The following is a 16,965-nucleotide window of genomic DNA, read 5'->3' on the forward strand; positions in this document are numbered from 1 at the left end:
AGCCGGTTTCAGAAGAGTGGGACCTCGCCGCTGTCCGGGCCGCCGGGAGGCGGTGCGGACCTGGCGGCGCGGGGCCCGGAGGTGCGGGGCCTGACGGCAGGTTTCGCGGCGGGCCTGGCCTCGGCCAGCGGTGCGTCCGGGCGCGGAGTGGGGGCGAGGACCGCCGGGGTGTCCGGGGCGGCGGTGGTGGGCGGGGTGAGGCCCTCGGGGGCGAGGACGTCGGCGCCGGACGGGGTGGCCGCGACGGCGCGCCACCAGAGCTTGACGGGCGGCGGGTCGGCCGGTTCGAAGGGCTTGCCGGGGCGGGGGACGACCAACGTGACGCCGGCGGCGTGCGCGGCGGCCAGCGTGCGTTCGGCGGGCTCCTCCCAGGGGTGCGGGGCGAGGTCGAAGGTGCCCCAGTGCATCGGGAGCAGCACCTGGCCGCCCAGGTCGCGGTGCGCCTGCACCGCCTCCTCGGGCGTCAGGTGGACCTCCGGCCAGTGCTCGGAGTACGCGCCGACCTGCAGCATGGTGGCGTCGAACGGCCCGAATCGGTGGCCGATGTCGGCGAAGCCCGGGAACCAGCCGGTGTCGCCGCTGTGGAAGAGCCGGTGCCGCTTGCCCTCCACCACCCAGGACGACCAGAGGAACTTGCCGCTGGGGCGCGGGCCGCGCGAGCAGTAGTGGCGGGCGGGGGTGGCCGTCAGCCGCAGGCCGTCCAGTTCGGCGGACTCCCACCAGTCGAGGTCGACGATCCGGTACGGCTCGACACCCCAGTGCTCCAGGTGCGCGCCGATGCCCAGCGGCACCGCGAACACCGCGTCACCGGCGGCCAGGGTGCGGATGGTGGTCATGTCCAGGTGGTCGTAGTGGTCGTGCGAGATCACCACCACGTCCACCGGCCCGAGTTCGGCCAGCGGCAGGGGCACCGGGTGCAGCCGCTTGGGGCCGATCCAGCCGAAGGGCGAGACGCGTTCGCTCCACACCGGGTCGAACAGCACCCGTACGCCGTCCAGTTCGGCCAGGACGGTGGCGTGGCCGAGCCAGGTCAGGCGCAGGCCGGACGCGGGCGGGGTGGCCAGTTCGACGGGCAGCAGCCGGTGCACCGGTACCGCGGCGGCCGGGCTGCGGCGGCCGCCGTCCGCCGCCAGCTTGGTGCGCATCAGCGCGAGCGGGGTGTGCGCGTACCTGAGCCGGCGGGTCGGGACCGGGTTGCGGAACGAACCGTCCACGAAATGCGGTGAGTTGCGCACCTGGTGCCAGCGGCCGCCCTGCGGGTCGGCGCCGAACGCCTCGGTGCGCATCCGGTGCCAGCTCTCCCGGGGCAGCGTCCGGTACGAGCGCTTCGCGTCGCGCAGGGCGAGCCCGGCCTCGGCGGCCAGCTCGCCGGCGCGGAACAGCCAGGAGACGGGACGGGACAAGGCACCTCCACGGTCGAGCAGTTGAACGGGGGCGCTGCCGGGACGGGATGGGGCGCGGGTGGTGCCCCGGACGGGTCGACGGCAGGCCGGACGGCGCCGTCCGGACGGCCGGGGACCCCGGCGGGGACAACGCGTGTCGAATCTGGACATTACCGTCGCAAACCGGACGCAACCAGCCGAACGGGTCGGCGGCGCGCCGGTCGGGGGGGCATGGGAACGGACCGTCCCGGCAGGCGGGGCGGTCCGTCGGAGAAGTGCGGTAAGGCGCTGATCAGGCCGGGTAGAAGCGGGTGATGGTCTCCGCGACGCAGTGCGGCTTGGTGCTCGCCTCACTGGAGATGGTGAAGCGGACCACCGCCTGCACCCCGCCCGGCACCTCGTCGGCCGACACCAGCACCGCCGTCGCCCGGACCGCCGTGCCCACCGGCAGCGGGGCCGGGAAACGGACCTTGTCCGAGCCGTAGTTGAGAGCCATCGCGATGTTCTCCACCGCGTAGCACTCCTTCGCCAGCACCGGCAGCAGCGACAGCGTCAGGTAGCCGTGCGCGATCGTCCCGCCGAACGGCGAGTCCTTGGCGCGCTCCGGGTCCACATGGATCCACTGGTGGTCGCCGGTCGCCTCCGCGAACAGGTTCACCCGCTCCTGGTCGACGGTGTGCCAGGCGCTGGTACCGAGTTCGGTACCGACGGCGGCGGTCAGGTCGGCGAGCGAGGCGAAGGTCGTCACGGGGCGCTCCACAGGTGCGACGGGGCAGGGGACGGCCCGTCCGGGCCGCCCCGCAGAGTATGCCTACTCGCCGGTCACCTGTCAGTGGGGTCCGGCCGTGCGGTCAGAGCGCGAGGTCGGGCACCAGGCGGCGGCCGGAGACCAGCTCCGGGGTGATCGCCACGTACTCCGGGCCCGGCTCCGGGATCCACGGGCGCAGACCGTCCGACTCCAGTGCGGCGCGTTCCTCCGCGTCGCGCACCACCTCGGCGCGCCCGTGCACCAGCACGCTCCAGCCGCAGCGACTCTCCGGGTCGAAATCGTCCACCTGGAACGCCGCCACCGTCCCGTCCAGGGCCCGCGCCACCCGGGTGCCGGTGCGCAGCGCCAGGATCACCCGGCCGTCCTCGGCCAGCCGGAAGGCCACGGGCAGCACCGCCGGCAGCGCGTGCTCGGTGTACACCACCCGTCCCAACGGCACGGCGCCGAGCAGGCGCAGGCACTCGGCCTCGCTCAGGGTCTCCACCCGGTCGTCACGGTCCATGAGGCCGATGATGCCCCGCCCGTACCGCCCACGAACAGGGCCCATGGTCCCTGAGCTGGGGCTCATCGGGCCTATTTGGTTCCGCGCCGACACCGCTCGGCGATACCTTGGCTCCGGCCGCAGCACTCACTGGTGGCCGAAAATGGCAGGCGAGGGGGTACACGGTGAGCGGTGGCATCGAACTGGTGGTGATCGGCGCGGACGGCGGCCCCGAACGCGGCCACGGCGGCTCCGCCCGCGCCGCCGACGGCGCCCGCACCCTCGCCGCCGCCCTGCCCGGCCGCACCTTCGACGCCGGCACCCGCGGCAGCACCGTCACCCGGCCGCCGGCCGACGGCGACGCCAACACCCTGCTCACCGCCCTGCGCCAGGCCGCCCAGCGCCCGGCCCGCTGGCTGGTGGTGTGCCTGCTCGGCCAGCTGATCGCCGACCCGCGCGGGCGCCGGGTCGCGCTGGTCACCGCCGGCTCCACCCCCGACAACGCCTACCGGCGCGGCCTCGCCTGGGACTGGATCACCAGCGCCATGGTGCACGGAGAACAGGAGGAGACCCTCCTGATCGTGGACGCGGTCGCCGACCGCGACACCTGGGCCGCGCTGCTGCGCGAGGACGGCGCGGGCGAACTGCTCGGCCACTCCCGGGTGCCGCTGTGGGGCCGGATCGGGCGCTGGAGCGCCGGGCGGCGGGGGCGTGACGGCGTACTGCCCGGCGCGGAGGGCTCGTTCAGCTGGGCGCTCGGCCGGGTGCTGGAGTACGGCGTGCCCGGCGCGCCCGCCGCCGTCGGCCCGCTCGACCTCCAACCCGCCATCGAGGGCCAACTCGGCTGGGGCGAACCGGCCTCCGCGGGCGAGGCCAGACTGCTGGTACCCCGTGACGGAGGGAGACTCCTGATGCGCAACCGGGCCGCTGTGCGGGGAGCGCTCGCCGGACTGCCGCTTTCCGATGAACTTTTGGCGGTTCTGTGGCGAGAAAGTGCCCCAACGGATCCGCCTTCCGCGTAAGGTCAGGACGCCCCGGGTGTTGCCGTGCCGGGGTGGGTTGGCGAAGAATCGACCTCCGAGCCACCCGGAATCACCACAGGGGACGGCAGACGAGATCGGCGGCCCGGACCCACCACAGTTCGGCCGCGACAAGGTGGGGCTATGCGGCAGCGCGGAATTCCGGTGCGCCCTATGGGAGTTGGGATCAGCGGGCTGCTTCTGCCATTCCTGCTGACGGCCGTCACGGCGTGCGGCGCCACCGAAAAGGGCTCCGCCGACCGCCTCGGCACCCCCGCCTCCGGCCTTCCCCGCGCCACCAGCTCCGCCACCGCCCAAACCGACCCCAGCCGCAGCCCCGTACCCGACCAGGGCGACCAAGGGCTGGAGGCACACAGCGCGGTGACGGCCTATCAGGCCTGGTGGGACGTCCGGATCGCGGTGTTCGAACGATCGAATTCGGACGGAACGGCGCTCGGCCAGTACGCCACCGGACCGGCGCTCAGCGAGGCGCTGCTCTCACTCACCCAACTCCACGACGCCAAGCTCGTCATGACCGGCCGGCCCAGGACCTCGCCTGTCGTCAGAAGCATGGACCTGCAGGCGAGTCCGCCCACCGCGACGATCGAGGACTGCCTCGACGTCAGCGGCTGGCACCAGGCGGACGCCGGCACCAAGCAGATCAAGGATCCGCAACAGCGGCTGACCCGCTACCCCGCGACCGCTGTCCTGAAGAGATACGGAAACCGCTGGCTGATCGCCGACTTCACCCGTGAGGTGACCAAGACATGCTGAACTCCGCCTGGCGCGCCGCAATTTGTGCACTGACCGGAATCGGACTGACGGTCGCGTTCGTCCCGTCGGCGAGCGCCGACGTGACGCCCTGCGCCGACGACATCATCTGCACGGGCGTCCACGAGCCCGGCAGCACGGGCGGCTCCGGCGGCGGGTCGGGCGGCGGCGGAGGGGACTCCGGGTCGGACACGTGCAGCTGGAACGGCGAAAAGGTGCCGTGCTGGCTCGACGACCTGGGCTGGTTCTCGGACGGCTGCTACTACCGGCCGGCGAAGCCGCAGCCGCTGGAGAACGAGGACGTCTGGGACGGCAAGACCAGCAAGGACGGCGCGATCTACGACCGGTCCTGCCTCGGCATCGAAGGGCCCGGCCAGGTCTTCCTCGCCCAGCCCCCCGGCCCGATGAAGCCCCCGACGCCCCGGCAGCTCGCCTTCGACGCACTCGACCAGATCAAGGTCGCCCGCCCCGTGCTGCACGCCGCCCCGAAGACCGACGCCGTGGTCGGCTCCCCGGTGTGGTTCTGGTTCGACGCCACGCCGCAGTCCGCCGGCCCGATCAGCCACACCATCGCCGGGCCCGGCTACGACGTGACCACCACGGTGACCCTCAAGCAGGTCGTCTGGTCGGTCGACGACGGCCCCGCCGGCGCCCGCTCCCGCGAGTTCACCTGCGCCGACCCCGGAACCCCGTTCGCCGCCGGGCAGAGCCCCAGCTGCAGCCACATCTTCGCGAGCAGCTCGGCCGGCATGAAGGACCACGTCTACACCCTGCGGGTCGCGCTGCTGTGGCGGGTCACCGCCAAGACCTCGAACAACGCCGACATCGACATGGCGGACTTCACCTGGCGCAGCGAATTCCCCGGCCTGACGCTGCAGATCCCGGTCAACGAGGTCCAGGTACTGAACTGACCGGGCCGACAGCCCCGGGCCGGACCAGCATTGACGTTCCATCACGAGTGAGAGGCCGCGAAGCGGTGGAGAACCGAAGCATGCCGACCCCGCCGCGCCGCCTCGGCGTCCGCCGCCGCCGGCCCGCCGTGCTGGCGATGGCGACCGCCCTGATCGCGGCCGGCGGCCTGGGCGGCGCGGTGCTGTACAACAGCAGCGGCCAGCGGATCGCCGTCCTGGCGCTGGCCCGCGACGTTCCGATGGGCCAGGTCATCAGCAACGACGACCTGGTGGTCGCGCACATCGCCGGCGACCCCGCACTGCACCCGCTGGACGCCCGCGACCTGCCACGCACCGTCGGACTGCGCGCCACCACCGACCTCAAGCGCGGCGCCCTGCTGGTCAAGTCCGACCTGACCAGCGACCCCGCCACCCAGCCCGGCCAGCAGATCGTCGGCGTCGCCGCCAAACGCTCCCAACTGCCCGCCACCCGGCTGCAACCCGGACTCCAGGTCCTGATCGTCTACACCCCCGACAGCACCAAGACCGACGGCAGCACCCGCACCCCCGACACCATGACCGCCACCGTCTCCGCCGTCGGCCGCGCCGACCCCGACGGCACCACCGTCATCGACGTCGCCATCGGTCCCGCCGACGGACCCCGACTCGCCTCCTGGGTGGCCGGCGGCAAGTTCCAGGTGATCCTCGCACCCCGAAACGCCGGGGGCTCCTGATGACCGTGGTGGCCGTCCTCGGCGGGCCGGGGGCGCCCGGGGCCACCAGCAGCGCCCTCGCCCTGCTGCTGTCCTGGCCGCTGCGCCCGGGCCGCCGGGTGCTGCTCGCCGAGTGCGACCCCGACGGCGGCGCGATCCTGGCCGGCGCCCTGGAAGGCCGCGTCGAGGCGGTGTACGGACTGCGCAACCTCGCGGTCGCCGACCGGCGCGGACTGCTCGCCCAGACCCTGTGGGAACAACTGCTGGACGTCTCCCCGCAGGGCTCCGGCGAGCGCCTGCTGCTGCCCGGACTCACCGACCCCGCCCAGGCCCCCGGCCTCGCCTACACCTGGGAACCCCTGGTGGAGGCGCTGCGCGCGCTCGAACCCGAGGGCTACGACGTGATCCTCGACCTCGGCCGCTCCGGCGCCAACGGCCCGATGGCGGTCCTCGCCCGGCGCGCCGACGTGGTCGCCGCGACCGTCCGCACCACCCTGCGCGGGCTGTCCGCCGCCCGGCCCCGGCTGGCCGCGCTGCGCGAGGACCTCGACACCCACGGCACCGGCTCGGACAGCCTCGGACTGCTGCTGGTCGCCGAAGGCCCCTACCCCGACCACGAGGTGTCGCGGCAGTTCCAGCTGCCCGTCCTCGGCACCCTCACGCACGCACCGCGCACCGCCCGGGTGCTGTCCGACGGCGGCGACACCACCGACCGGCGGTTCATCCGCTCCGAGCTGATGCGCACCGCGCGGACCACCGCCGACCGGATCCAGCACCACGCGGAGGGGCGCCGGCGACGTCTCGGGCCGCAGGGACAGCAGCAGGTTCCGCCGCAGCAGCTCCCGAGGCCGCAGGCGCAGCCCGTCCAGCCGCCGCCCCAGCCGCAGTCGCTGACGTACCAGGTACCGGCCCCGCAGCCGCCCGTTCACCAGCAGGCCGTACCCTCGCAGCAGATGACGCAGCAACAGATGACGCCCCCACAGGCGGCGCCCCCCGCAGCCCCGTTCGCGCAGCAGCCGTTCACGCAGCCGCCGTTCGCCGCCGGGCCGGTGGGCGGACGCCCGGCCCAGCCGTACCCGCCGCAGGCCCACCAGCCACCGGCTCAGCAGCCGTACCCGCAGCAGCAGTACCCGGCCCAGGCCCAGCCGTTCCTGCCACCGCCCGTCCAGCCACCGCCCGTCCAGCCGCAACCCGTGCAGCCCCAGCCGGTGCAGCCACAGCGGCCGCAGGGGAGCGGGCAGTTCACCGGGGAATGGCCGATCCGGGTGGAGAGCCAGCCGCAGATCTCCTACACCGCTCCGTACATCGCGCCGCCCGTGGTGCCGCAGCCGCCCGCGCCCGCGCCGTTCCCCGGGCAGGACGACGGGCCCGAGGACGGGCGGGGGGAGGTGCACCGTGCGCGCTAACCCCTACCAGGGGCCGCCACCCCACCAGGTCGGGCAGCCCGTCAACGGGCAGGTGGTGTACGGCGGTTCGCCGAACGCCGCCGGGCTGCCGTGGGCCACCCCGGCCGTCCCCGCGCCGATGCCCGCCGCACCCGTGCCCCCGACCGGCCCGGTGGCGGCCGTGCCCGCCGCCGTGCCCGCGCTCGCCCCGGCCGGGGCGGTGCCCGCCGTGGACCCGCAGGTCGCACGGGAGTTGAAGCGGCAGGTCGCGGCCGAGCTGCACCAGCAGCTGTCCCGGCTGCACGAGGCGTCCGGCACCGAGGCCGACCGGGCCACCCGGCGCCAGCGCGGACGGGCCCTGATCGAGGAGGCGGTGGCCCGCTGGTCCGACGCCTACGCGCAGACCCACGGCATCCCGCCCACCCGCGAGCAGGACCGGGCGCTCGCCGAGGCCGTCTACGACCTGCTGTTCCGCGCCGGGCGGCTCCAGCCCTACCTGGACGACCCGGAGATCGAGAACATCCTGATCAACGGCTGCGACGACGTGTGGGTCTCCCGGGTGCACCAGCCGCTGCGGCAGGTCCCCCCGGTCGCCGACACCGACGAGGAACTGATCGAGCTGCTCCAGGACCTGGCCCGCCAGCACGGCGGCGGCGAGCGCAGCCTGTCCACCGCCAGCCCGATGCTCGCGCTGCGCCTGGAGGGCGGCATGCGCCTGCAGGCGATGACCGAGGTCACCCCGCGCCCCTACGTGGCGATCCGCCGCCACCGGGTGGCCAGCGCCAACCTCCGCGACCTGGTCCAACTCGGCACCGTGGACACCACCTTGGCCGCGTTCCTGGCCGCCGCCATCCGGGCCCGGAAGAACGTGATGATCACCGGCACCCAGGGCGTCGGCAAGACCAGCCTGCTGCGCGCGATGGCCGCCGAGATCCCGCCGGACGAGCGGATCGGCACCCTGGAGTCCGAGTTCGAACTGTGGCTGCACACCCTCGGCCACCTGCGCCAGGTCGTCCCGATGGAAGCCCGCGAAGGCAACGGCGAACGGGTGGACGGCCGCCTCGCCGGAGAGCTGACGATCGGTGAACTCATCCCCGCCGCACTGCGGATGACACTCTCCCGGATCATCGTCGGCGAGGTCCGCTCCGGCGAAGTGGTGCCGATGCTGCGGGTGATGACCAACGGCGAGGGCGGCTCGATGTGCACCCTGCACGCCCGCGGCCCGCACATGGTGGTCGACCGGATCGCCGAACTCTGCCTCGAGTACGGCTCCCACATGACCGACAGCCTGGCGTACCGGCTCACCGCCAACGCCATCGACTTCATCGTGCACGTCACCATGGTCGACGAGACCGCCGTCGGCGGCCGCCGGCACCGGTTCGTCTCGCACGTCCTGGAAGTGGCCGGCCTCGGCGAGTCCGGACGGCCCGCAATGAACACCGTCTTCGGGCCGCGCCCGGAACTCGGCGAGGTACGGGCCGTCCCCGTCACCCCGCCGCACTGCCTGGACGACCTGCGCCGGGCCGGCTTCGACGCGGGACTGCTCGCCTCCCCCTACGGGACCTGGGGCGCGCCGCTGAACCTGCGGATCGGGGGGATGCGCTGATGCTCCTGTACGTGCTGTGCGGACTGCTCACCGCCGGCGGACTGGTGGCCCTGGTCACCGGACTGACCGGACGGCAGGCCGACCCCGAGGAGCGGGCCAACCCGCTGGAAGGAAGGCTGCACACCCTCTGGTACGGCGCACCCGGCACCGCCTCGCCCGGCGTCGCCCGGCTGCGCCGCATCCAGCTCGCACTGGCCCTGCTCGGCGGCCCGGCCGGCTGGCTGTTCACCGGCATCCCGCTGGTCGCCCTGCTGGTGCCCGCCGCCGTCTTCGGCCTGCCCTGGCTGTTCGACGCCACCCGCTCCGACACCCGCCGGATCGAACGCCTGGAAGCCCTCGCCGAGTGGACCCAGCGCCTCGCCGACGTCCTGCTGCTCGGCGTCGGCCTCAACCAGGCCATCGTGACCAGCCGCCGCACCGCACCCGCCGCCCTGGAGACCGAGATCACCGACCTCGCCGCCCGCTTGCAGGCCCGCTGGCGCCCCGAGGACGCGCTGCGTGCCTTCGCCGACCAACTCGCCGACGCCACCGCCGACAAGGTGCTCGCCGCACTGCTGCTGCGGGCCGGCGACAGCGGCCCCGGCCTGGCCCGCGCCCTCGCCGACATGGCCGAATCGGTGCGCGAGGAAGTCCGCCAGCGCCGCACCATCGAAGCCGACCGCGCCAAGCACCGCACCACCATCCGCTGGATGGTCGGCATCATCCTGCTGGTGATCGTGCTCGGCTCCTTCAACTCCACCTACACCCAGCCCTACACCACCGGCATCGGCCAACTCGTCCTCGCCGTCGTCGCGGTGGCCTTCGTACTGGTGATCGCCTGGATGCGCAACCTCGCCTCCTACACCCCGCTGCCGCGGATCCTCGAACAGGACCGGCGCTCCAAAGCCGGCCGGATGCCCGGACAGCGCACCGGCGAGGAGAACACCGCCGAGAGCACCGGCGACGACACCGACCCGCTGGTCAAGGGGGCCCGATGATCTCCCCCTGGGCCGTCCTGGCCGGCGCCGCCGCGGCCGGCGGCCTCGCCCTGCTGCTCGCCGAACTCCGGCCCGCCCCACCCGACCTGGGCCAGGCCCTGGACCGGCTGCACCGCACCCCCGAACCGCGCCGGGACGCGGCCGACGACGCCGCCGACCCCTGGTACGACCGGGTCGGCACCCGCACCCTCCACCTGCCCGGGATCCGCATCCCCCAGCAGGAACTCGCACTGATCGGCCGCAGCCCCGCCCGATTCATGGCACACAAGGTGCTGTTCGCCGTCCTCGGCCTCGCCCTGCCCGGCTGGTTCGCCGCACTGGCCGCGCTGATCGGCGACGGACTGCCGATCGCCGTCCCGCTGCTGGTCGGACCGCTGCTCGGCGCGCTGCTCTGGTTCGTCCCCGACGGCATCGTGTCCGGCGAGGCCAAGGAGGCCCGCACCGAGTACCTGCACGGCATCGCCGCCTACCTGGAACTCGTCGCCCTGGAACGCGCCGCCGACTGCGGACCCGCCGAAGCCCTCCGCCGCGCCGCCGCCGCCGGCCGAGGCACCGTCTTCCGGCGGATCCGCGACGCCCTGGAACGCGCCGCCACCGACCGGCTCCCGCCCTGGGACGGACTCGACACCCTCGCCCAGGAACTGGGCCTCACCCCGCTCCAGGACGTCGCCGACATCATGCGGATCTCCGGCGTGGACGGCGCCGCCGTCTACGACACCCTGCGGGCCCGCGCCAAGAGCCTGCGCGGCGAACTGCTCTCCGAGGAACTCGCCAAGGCCAACACCGACAGCGAACGGATGGTCGCCCCCGGCTCCGCGCTCACCCTGCTGATGACGGTCCTGATCGTCTTCCCCGCGCTCTACCAGATGCTGACCGTCCAATGACCCTCACCACCACCCCCCGCCACCATGCACCGGAGAACACACCATGACCCGAATCCGCGCCCTGGCCACGGCAGTTCTGCTGCCGCTGCTGTTCCCCGTCCACCTGCTGCGCCCCGTCCTCGAGTTCCGCCTGGTCAAGCTGCGCGCCGCCCGGGCCTCCGGTGACCGCGGCGCGATCAGCATCGAACTGGCCCTCGCCGTCATCGTGCTGGTCGCCATCGCCGGCGCCGTGGTCTACGCGATCACCCAGCTCGGCACCAACGTGAAGAACAAGATCCCGCAGAACGTGCCGGACGGGGGCCAGGCACCGTGACCTCCCGCCCGCCCCGGTCCGTCGCCCGACCCGCGCTGACGGCCCGGCAGTTCCGCGGACGCACGCTCGACGCGGGAGCGATGGCGATCAGCCTCGCCATCGTCTTCCCCGCCGTGCTGTTCGTCATCCTCCTGGTGGTGCAGGCCGGCCTCTGGTGGTACGCCGACCAGGCCGCGCTGACCGCCGCCCGGGAGGGCGTGGACGCCGGACGCGTCAACGGCGCGCGCGCGGACGACGGGCCGAGGCGGGCCCAGGACTTCACCGACCGGCTCGGCAACCTCGCCCGGCTGGAGCGCATCGACACCGACGGCGGCGACCCCGAGCTGTACCGGCTGTCCGTCACCGTCCACCCGGCGTCCGTGCTGCCGTTCTTCGACCGGCTGACGCTCACCAAGACCGCCAGCGCGCCCCGGGAGAAGTTCGTTCCGCAGGGGCAGCCGTGACGGGCCGACGGATGAGAGGCGACCGGGGGTCGTTCGCGGTCGAGGCCGCCATCGTGGTGCCCGTGGTGCTCGCCTTCGCGCTGATGGCGGTCGCCGCCGGGCGCGTCCAGAGCACCGGCGCGATCGTGGATGCCGCCGCCCGCTCCGGCGCGCGCGCCGCGTCGCTGGCCCGCACCCCCGAGGGCGCCCGGCAGGCCGCCGCGGACGCGGTGAGACAAGCCCTCGACGACCGCGGCGTGAGTTGCGCGACCGAGCCCGTGGGGGAGCCCGAGTACGGCATCCTGAACACCGACGGCGAACCGCTCACCACCATCACCGTCCGGGTTTCCTGCACCGTCGCGTTCGGCGACCTGATGGAACTGGACGGCCTGCCCGGCCACAAGACGCTCACCGGTACATTCACCTCCGTGGTGGACCGCTACCGGGGAAACTGATCACACGTCAGGGGGAGGGACCGTGAACGAACGAGGCGTGAACTGCCGTGACCGGGGCAGCATTTCGGTCATGGTCGCCGTCACCGCCGTCAGCCTGGTGGCCGTGGTCGGCCTGGTACTCGACTGCGGCGGCCGGCTGCGTGCCGTCGAACGGACCGACGCGCTCGCCCAGGAAGCCGCCCGGGCCGGCGGCCAGCAGCTCGACATCGACGCGCTGCGGGCCGGCCAGGGCTACCGCTTCGACCGGGCCGCCGCCGAACGGGCCGCCACCGCCTACCTGCGCAGCCACGGCATCAAGGGCGCCATCGGCTTCCCGAACCCGAACGACCTCCAGACGTTCAGCGTCACCGTCGAAACGGACTACCCGACCGCGCTGCTCGGCCTGGTCGGCATCACCACACTCCCCGTGCAGGGCCACGGCAAGGCCACCCTGGTGCACGGCATCACGGAAGGGACGACCGGCTGATGGCCGCGCGCGGAGCCGACGACCAGCACCGCAAGGGCCGCCAGGGGCGGCGACCGCACCCCGGCGGCACCCCGCCCGCGCAGCCCGGGCGCCCCGCCGCGCAGCTCGGGCGCCCCGCCGCGCAGCTCGGGCGCCCCGCCCGGCGGCGCGGCGCCGGCGGCTCGGTACTCGCCGCGCTCGGCTCGCTGCTGGCACTGGCCGCGCTGCTGATCGGCGTGCCCGCCCTGCTCGGCTACGGCACCGCCACCGTCGCCGCGATGGGCAACCCGCTGGGCCGCGGCCTGGTGGAGGCCCTCACCAGCCCCGACGACGGCAGCCTGTTCCTGTGGCTGCTGGTCGCCGTCGGCTGGCTCGGCTGGCTGTGCTTCCTGATCTCCGTGCTGATCGAGATCCCCGCCCAGCTGCGCGGCCGGGTGGCCCGCCGGATCCCCGCCTTCGGCTGGAGCCAGCGGATCGCCGCCGGCCTGGTCGGCTCCGTGCTCGCCCTCCTCCCGGTGGCCGGCTCGGCCTTCGCCGCCACCCCCGAACTCCCCGAACGCCCCGCCGCCGTCGCCCAGTTGACGGCCTCCCCGGCGCTCGCCGCACTGCCCGCCGCCGCCCCCGCCACCACGCCCACCGCCGACCCCCAGCAGCCCACGTACACGGTGCGCGACACCCGGCCCGCCGACAGCCTGTGGACCATCGCCGAACGCCAACTCGGCTCCGGCGAACGCTGGACCGAGATCGCCAAGCTCAACGCGGGCCGCCCGATGGACGAATCCGGCACCCGCTTCGACGCCGACCGGCCGATCCAGCCCGGCTGGCGGCTGCTGATGCCCGCCGACGCCAAGCCCGACGCGGCGGGCGGCGGGCACGGTGGCGGCGACGCGGCGGGTGGCACGGCGGGCGGCGGGAACGCCACCGCCGGTGGGGGCACGCAGAGTGCCGCCGTCACTCCGCCCGGGCTGAGCGCGCCCGCGCACGCCACCGTCACCGTGCACTCCGGGGACTCGCTGTCCGGTATCGCGCAGCGGGAGCTGGGCGACGGGGACCGCTGGCCCGAGCTGTTCGAGGCCAACAAGGGCGTCACCGCGCCCGACGGCGAGAAGCTCACCGACCCGGACGTGCTGGCGCCCGGGATGGTGCTCAGCATGCCCGGGGCTCCGGCCGCGCAGCCGCCTGCGGCGGGGCAGCCCGCCGGTCAGCCGTCGGCCGGTCAGCCGTCGGCCGGTCAACCGTCGGCCGGTCCGCCGCCCGCGTCGCAGGCCCCGGCGGTGCCGCGCAGCCACGCGCCCGAGCGGCCCGAGCGCGACGAGGTGCCCGTCGTCCAGCCGTCGGCGCCCGCTGCGCAGAGCCCGGCTGCGCAGAGCCCTGCGGCCGAGAGCCCGGCTGCGCAGAGCCCTGTGGCCGAGAGCCCGGCCGCGCAGAACCCCGCAGCGCAGAGCCCGGCGGCGCAGAGCCCGGCCGAGCAGACGCCCGCGCCGTCCGCCGGTGCCGAGACGCCCGCGCCGTCCGCCGGTGCCGAGACGCCCGCGCCGCAGGACAGCGCGCCTGCCGCCAACCTGCCGGCCGTCCGCGACCAGCAGGCCCGCCACGGCGACGACTACACCGTGCCGCTGGCGGTCTCCACCGTCGGCGTGCTGATGGCCGCCGCGCTGATCAGCCTGGTCGCCCGCCGCCGCACCGACCAGCAGCGGGCCCGCCGCCCCCGGCACCGGATCGCCCTGCCGTCCGCCCCCGCCGGCCGCTTCGAGGCCGAGCTGAAGGCCCGCCAGAACGACAGCGGCCTGGAACTGCTCAACCGCGCGCTGCGCACCCTCGGCCGCAACACCGTCCGCGGCGACAAGCGGCTGCCCGCCCTGGTCGCCGCCCGGATCACCACCGCCGGCACCGTCGAACTGCACCTGGCCGCACCCGCCGTGCCGATCGCCCCGTTCCGGGCCGCGCACGCCCCCAACGTGTGGTGGTGCCCCGACGACTCCAACGAGTTGCTGTCCGCCGGGCAGGCCGCCAAGTACAGCGCCCCCTACCCGGCGCTGGTCACCCTCGGCAACAGCCCCGACGGCTCCACCGTCCTCGCCGACCTGGAGACCGTCCGCCTGGTCCACCTCTCCGGGCACCCCGACGACGCCGACGACGTGCTGCGCACCCTCGCCGTCGAACTCGCCCACAGCCCGCTCGCCGACCGCCTCCACCTGCACCTGGTCGGCATCGCCACCGACCTGCCCGCCGCCGGACCCGCCACCGACCGGGTGCACCACCACGCCACCCTGGAGGCCGCGCTCGCCGCCCTCGGCCCGCGCACCGCCAAGGCCCGCGCCACCCTGGTCGCCGCCGAGGCCGGCAGCCCCCGCGAGGCCCGCAGCCGGGGCAGCGCCGACGAGGCCTGGGTGCCGGAGATCGTGCTCTCCGCGCAGCCGCCCGCCGGTGGCATCCCCGCCGAGCTCGGCCGCCTGCTCGACGGCCGCCCGCGCACCTGCCTGGCCGTCCTCACCCGCGCGCCCGAACGCGGCGCCGGACCGGTCGCCCGCTGGACGCTGCCCGCCACCGGCCAGACCACGTTGCCGGGCCTGCACCTGAGCGTCGAACTCCAGCGCCTGAGCCGCGAACAGTACGACCAGCTCGGCGAACTCGTCCGCGCCTCCGGTGACTTCACCCAGCACCCCGCCCCCGACTGGACCCTCGACGGCCCGCACAACGGCCCCGAGGACGAGGCCGAGATCCCGCTCCCCGCCGTCCCCGCGCTGGCCACCGTCGGCGCCGCGATCGCCGCCCACCCCGGGCCGCTCGGCTTCGAATCGGACGGTGCCGCGCCGGAACGCGCCGACACCTCGCTCGACGCCCGGCTGATCGCCCTGCTCGGCGGCCCCGGCGGCGCGCAGCAGCACGCCGGGGACGCGCCGGCACCGCTCTCACTGGCCAAGCCCGCCACTGCCTCCACCGAGGGCGACGCGGCCGGACCGCGCCTGCTGGCCCGGGTCGTGCCCACCGGCAGCAGCCCGTTCGCCGGGCTCGTCCCCACCGCGCCCACCAACCCGTACGCCGTCACCCCGGTCACCCCCGTCGCGCCCGCCGAGCCCCGGCACGCCGCCAACGGCCAGGCCCGCAAGGCGACCACTCCGCCGCACGGCACCGTGGTCGATCCGCGCCTCGGGGGGTACCCGGCGCCGGTGGACAGCTCCGTCGGCGGCTCGGTCGGCAGCCCGGTCGACAGCCCGGTCGGCAGCCCCGTCGAGCCCGAACCGGACGCGGCCGACACCGCCGAACTCCCGCCCGTGGAACCGGTGGTGGAGCCGGAGGCGGTGGTGGAGCCGGTCGCGGACGGCACCCAGTACTTCGAGCTGCCGCCGCCGGAGAGCGCCCCGGAACCTGTCACGGAACCGGTCGTGGACAGCACGCAGTACTTCGAGCTCCCGCCGGTGGAGACCGCTCCGGCCCCTGCCCCCGCGCCCGCCGTGCCGATCCCCGCCCCGGCCGTGGTACCGGCCGTGCCCGAGCCCGCGCCGATCCACGACCAGGCCGAGGCACCCGGCCCGCACGCCGCGAGCGCCGCCGCCCGGCCGTCCGCGCGGCCCGGAAGCACCGCCGCCCGGACCGACAGTGACGACCTGTTGGCGATCCTGCGCTCCCCGGAGGCGCACCACCTGCGCTCCGCGCCGCGGATCCGGCTGCTCGGCCCGGTGGACGTCCTCGGGGTGGCGGGCAGCATCGACCCGGCGGGCCGTCCCCGGCTGACCGAGCTCGCCGCGTACCTGGCGCTGCGCCCGGGCTCCGAGCACTCGGTGATCGACCGGGACATCCACCCCGGTGCCGCCCACCTCGACCCGAAGGCCACCGTGGAGCGGCTCGCCGAACCGCTGCCGGTCAAACTCGCCGCCCTGGCCGCCTGGTTGGGCACCTCCCCGGACGGTCGCGACTACCTGGCCGCCGAGCCCGCCGAGACGTACACGCTGGCGCCGACGGTCGGCTGCGACTGGGACGAGTTCCGCAGCCTGTACCGGCGCGGCATGCGCTCCACCTCCACCACCGCGGACGCGGCACTCGCCCACGCCCTCGCCCTGGTCCGTGGCGCCCCGTTCGCCGAGTCCCCGGCCGGGACGTTCGGCTGGGCGGAGACCGAGCGGCAGGACATGCTGGCGGCGATCGTCGACACCGCCCACGAACTCGCCGCCCGCCGCCTCCAGTACGGCGACCACCGCACCGCCGAGGCCGCGATCTTCCGCGCCCTCGCCGTCGCCCCGGACGTCGAACTCCTGCACCGCGACCTGTTCTACGCGTACGCCTCGGCCGGCGCCCGCGACCAGCTCGTCCGCGCCGTCAACCGCCTGGACGCGCTGAGCCGCCGCACCGGCCGCGACCTCGACCCCGACACCGTCGCCCTCCTCCGCGACCTCCTCACCGGAGGCTGAGCGGACGGTCGGCGCGGGGTGGCTTTGCTCGGGCCGTTGACGGG

General features: G+C 74.9%; 16 protein-coding genes. 13 read left to right on the forward strand and 3 right to left on the reverse strand.

The window, feature by feature from the left end; translation table 11 throughout:
- Positions 1 to 8: 8 nt before the first annotated feature.
- The 3 genes from ACZ6R9_RS11870 to ACZ6R9_RS11880 all read right to left on the reverse strand — a co-directional run bounded on the left by ACZ6R9_RS11870 (position 9) and on the right by ACZ6R9_RS11880 (position 2,653).
- Complete coding sequence (locus tag ACZ6R9_RS11870) at positions 9 to 1,286, reverse strand: MBL fold metallo-hydrolase (RefSeq protein ID WP_465538260.1); 1,278 nt, start codon at positions 1,284 to 1,286, stop codon at positions 9 to 11.
- A 388-nt stretch (positions 1,287 to 1,674) separates the two neighbouring features.
- The gene (locus ACZ6R9_RS11875; RefSeq protein ID WP_380483894.1) at positions 1,675 to 2,130 is read right to left on the reverse strand and encodes a MaoC family dehydratase; all 456 of its coding nucleotides are present in this window, start codon (positions 2,128 to 2,130) and stop codon (positions 1,675 to 1,677) included.
- Between the two features lie 103 nt (positions 2,131 to 2,233).
- A complete protein-coding gene (locus tag ACZ6R9_RS11880; RefSeq protein ID WP_465538066.1) occupies positions 2,234 to 2,653 on the reverse strand; it encodes a pyridoxamine 5'-phosphate oxidase family protein in 420 nt (139 codons plus the stop codon).
- 164 nt (positions 2,654 to 2,817) lie between these two features.
- On the opposite strand from ACZ6R9_RS11880, the gene ACZ6R9_RS11885 reads away from it, so the two are divergent.
- The 13 genes from ACZ6R9_RS11885 (at position 2,818) to ACZ6R9_RS11945 (ending at position 16,921) form a co-directional block, all read left to right on the forward strand.
- Entirely contained in the window at positions 2,818 to 3,654 is an 837-nt protein-coding gene (locus ACZ6R9_RS11885) for a hypothetical protein (RefSeq protein ID WP_380483898.1), read from the forward strand.
- A 171-nt stretch (positions 3,655 to 3,825) separates the two neighbouring features.
- Positions 3,826 to 4,425 carry a hypothetical protein gene (locus tag ACZ6R9_RS11890; RefSeq protein WP_465538067.1) on the forward strand — a complete coding sequence of 200 codons (600 nt, stop codon included), beginning with the start codon at positions 3,826 to 3,828 and terminating at the stop codon, positions 4,423 to 4,425.
- The gene (locus tag ACZ6R9_RS11895) at positions 4,419 to 5,333 is read left to right on the forward strand and encodes a hypothetical protein (RefSeq protein WP_380483902.1); all 915 of its coding nucleotides are present in this window, start codon (positions 4,419 to 4,421) and stop codon (positions 5,331 to 5,333) included. The genes ACZ6R9_RS11890 and ACZ6R9_RS11895 overlap by 7 nt, the downstream gene beginning before the upstream one ends.
- An 80-nt stretch (positions 5,334 to 5,413) precedes the next feature.
- Positions 5,414 to 6,046: an SAF domain-containing protein gene (locus tag ACZ6R9_RS11900; RefSeq protein ID WP_465538068.1), complete on the forward strand. Its 633-nt coding sequence runs from the start codon at positions 5,414 to 5,416 to the stop codon at positions 6,044 to 6,046.
- The gene (locus ACZ6R9_RS11905; RefSeq protein ID WP_465538069.1) at positions 6,046 to 7,431 is read left to right on the forward strand and encodes a CpaE-like family protein; all 1,386 of its coding nucleotides are present in this window, start codon (positions 6,046 to 6,048) and stop codon (positions 7,429 to 7,431) included. The genes ACZ6R9_RS11900 and ACZ6R9_RS11905 overlap by 1 nt, the downstream gene beginning before the upstream one ends.
- Positions 7,421 to 9,016, forward strand: coding sequence for a CpaF family protein (locus tag ACZ6R9_RS11910; protein ID WP_465538070.1), 1,596 nt, complete (start codon positions 7,421 to 7,423; stop codon positions 9,014 to 9,016). The genes ACZ6R9_RS11905 and ACZ6R9_RS11910 overlap by 11 nt, the downstream gene beginning before the upstream one ends.
- Complete coding sequence (locus ACZ6R9_RS11915; protein WP_465538071.1) at positions 9,016 to 9,993, forward strand: type II secretion system F family protein; 978 nt, start codon at positions 9,016 to 9,018, stop codon at positions 9,991 to 9,993. Before ACZ6R9_RS11910 ends, ACZ6R9_RS11915 begins: the two co-directional genes overlap by 1 nt.
- Positions 9,990 to 10,877 carry a hypothetical protein gene (locus tag ACZ6R9_RS11920; protein ID WP_465538072.1) on the forward strand — a complete coding sequence of 296 codons (888 nt, stop codon included), beginning with the start codon at positions 9,990 to 9,992 and terminating at the stop codon, positions 10,875 to 10,877. The genes ACZ6R9_RS11915 and ACZ6R9_RS11920 overlap by 4 nt, the downstream gene beginning before the upstream one ends.
- 43 nt (positions 10,878 to 10,920) lie before the next feature.
- Positions 10,921 to 11,190 carry a hypothetical protein gene (locus tag ACZ6R9_RS11925; RefSeq protein ID WP_035868447.1) on the forward strand — a complete coding sequence of 90 codons (270 nt, stop codon included), beginning with the start codon at positions 10,921 to 10,923 and terminating at the stop codon, positions 11,188 to 11,190.
- Positions 11,187 to 11,633, forward strand: coding sequence for a TadE family protein (locus tag ACZ6R9_RS11930; RefSeq protein ID WP_465538073.1), 447 nt, complete (start codon positions 11,187 to 11,189; stop codon positions 11,631 to 11,633). Before ACZ6R9_RS11925 ends, ACZ6R9_RS11930 begins: the two co-directional genes overlap by 4 nt.
- An 11-nt stretch (positions 11,634 to 11,644) precedes the next feature.
- Entirely contained in the window at positions 11,645 to 12,067 is a 423-nt protein-coding gene (locus ACZ6R9_RS11935) for a TadE/TadG family type IV pilus assembly protein (RefSeq protein WP_380483916.1), read from the forward strand.
- A gap of 70 nt (positions 12,068 to 12,137) precedes the next feature.
- Positions 12,138 to 12,533 carry a hypothetical protein gene (locus ACZ6R9_RS11940; RefSeq protein ID WP_380483918.1) on the forward strand — a complete coding sequence of 132 codons (396 nt, stop codon included), beginning with the start codon at positions 12,138 to 12,140 and terminating at the stop codon, positions 12,531 to 12,533.
- Complete coding sequence (locus ACZ6R9_RS11945) at positions 12,533 to 16,921, forward strand: BTAD domain-containing putative transcriptional regulator (RefSeq protein WP_465538074.1); 4,389 nt, start codon at positions 12,533 to 12,535, stop codon at positions 16,919 to 16,921. Before ACZ6R9_RS11940 ends, ACZ6R9_RS11945 begins: the two co-directional genes overlap by 1 nt.
- The last annotated feature ends 44 nt before the right edge of the window (positions 16,922 to 16,965 follow it).

The sequence above is a fragment of the Kitasatospora sp. NPDC048662 genome (assembly GCF_055587065.1).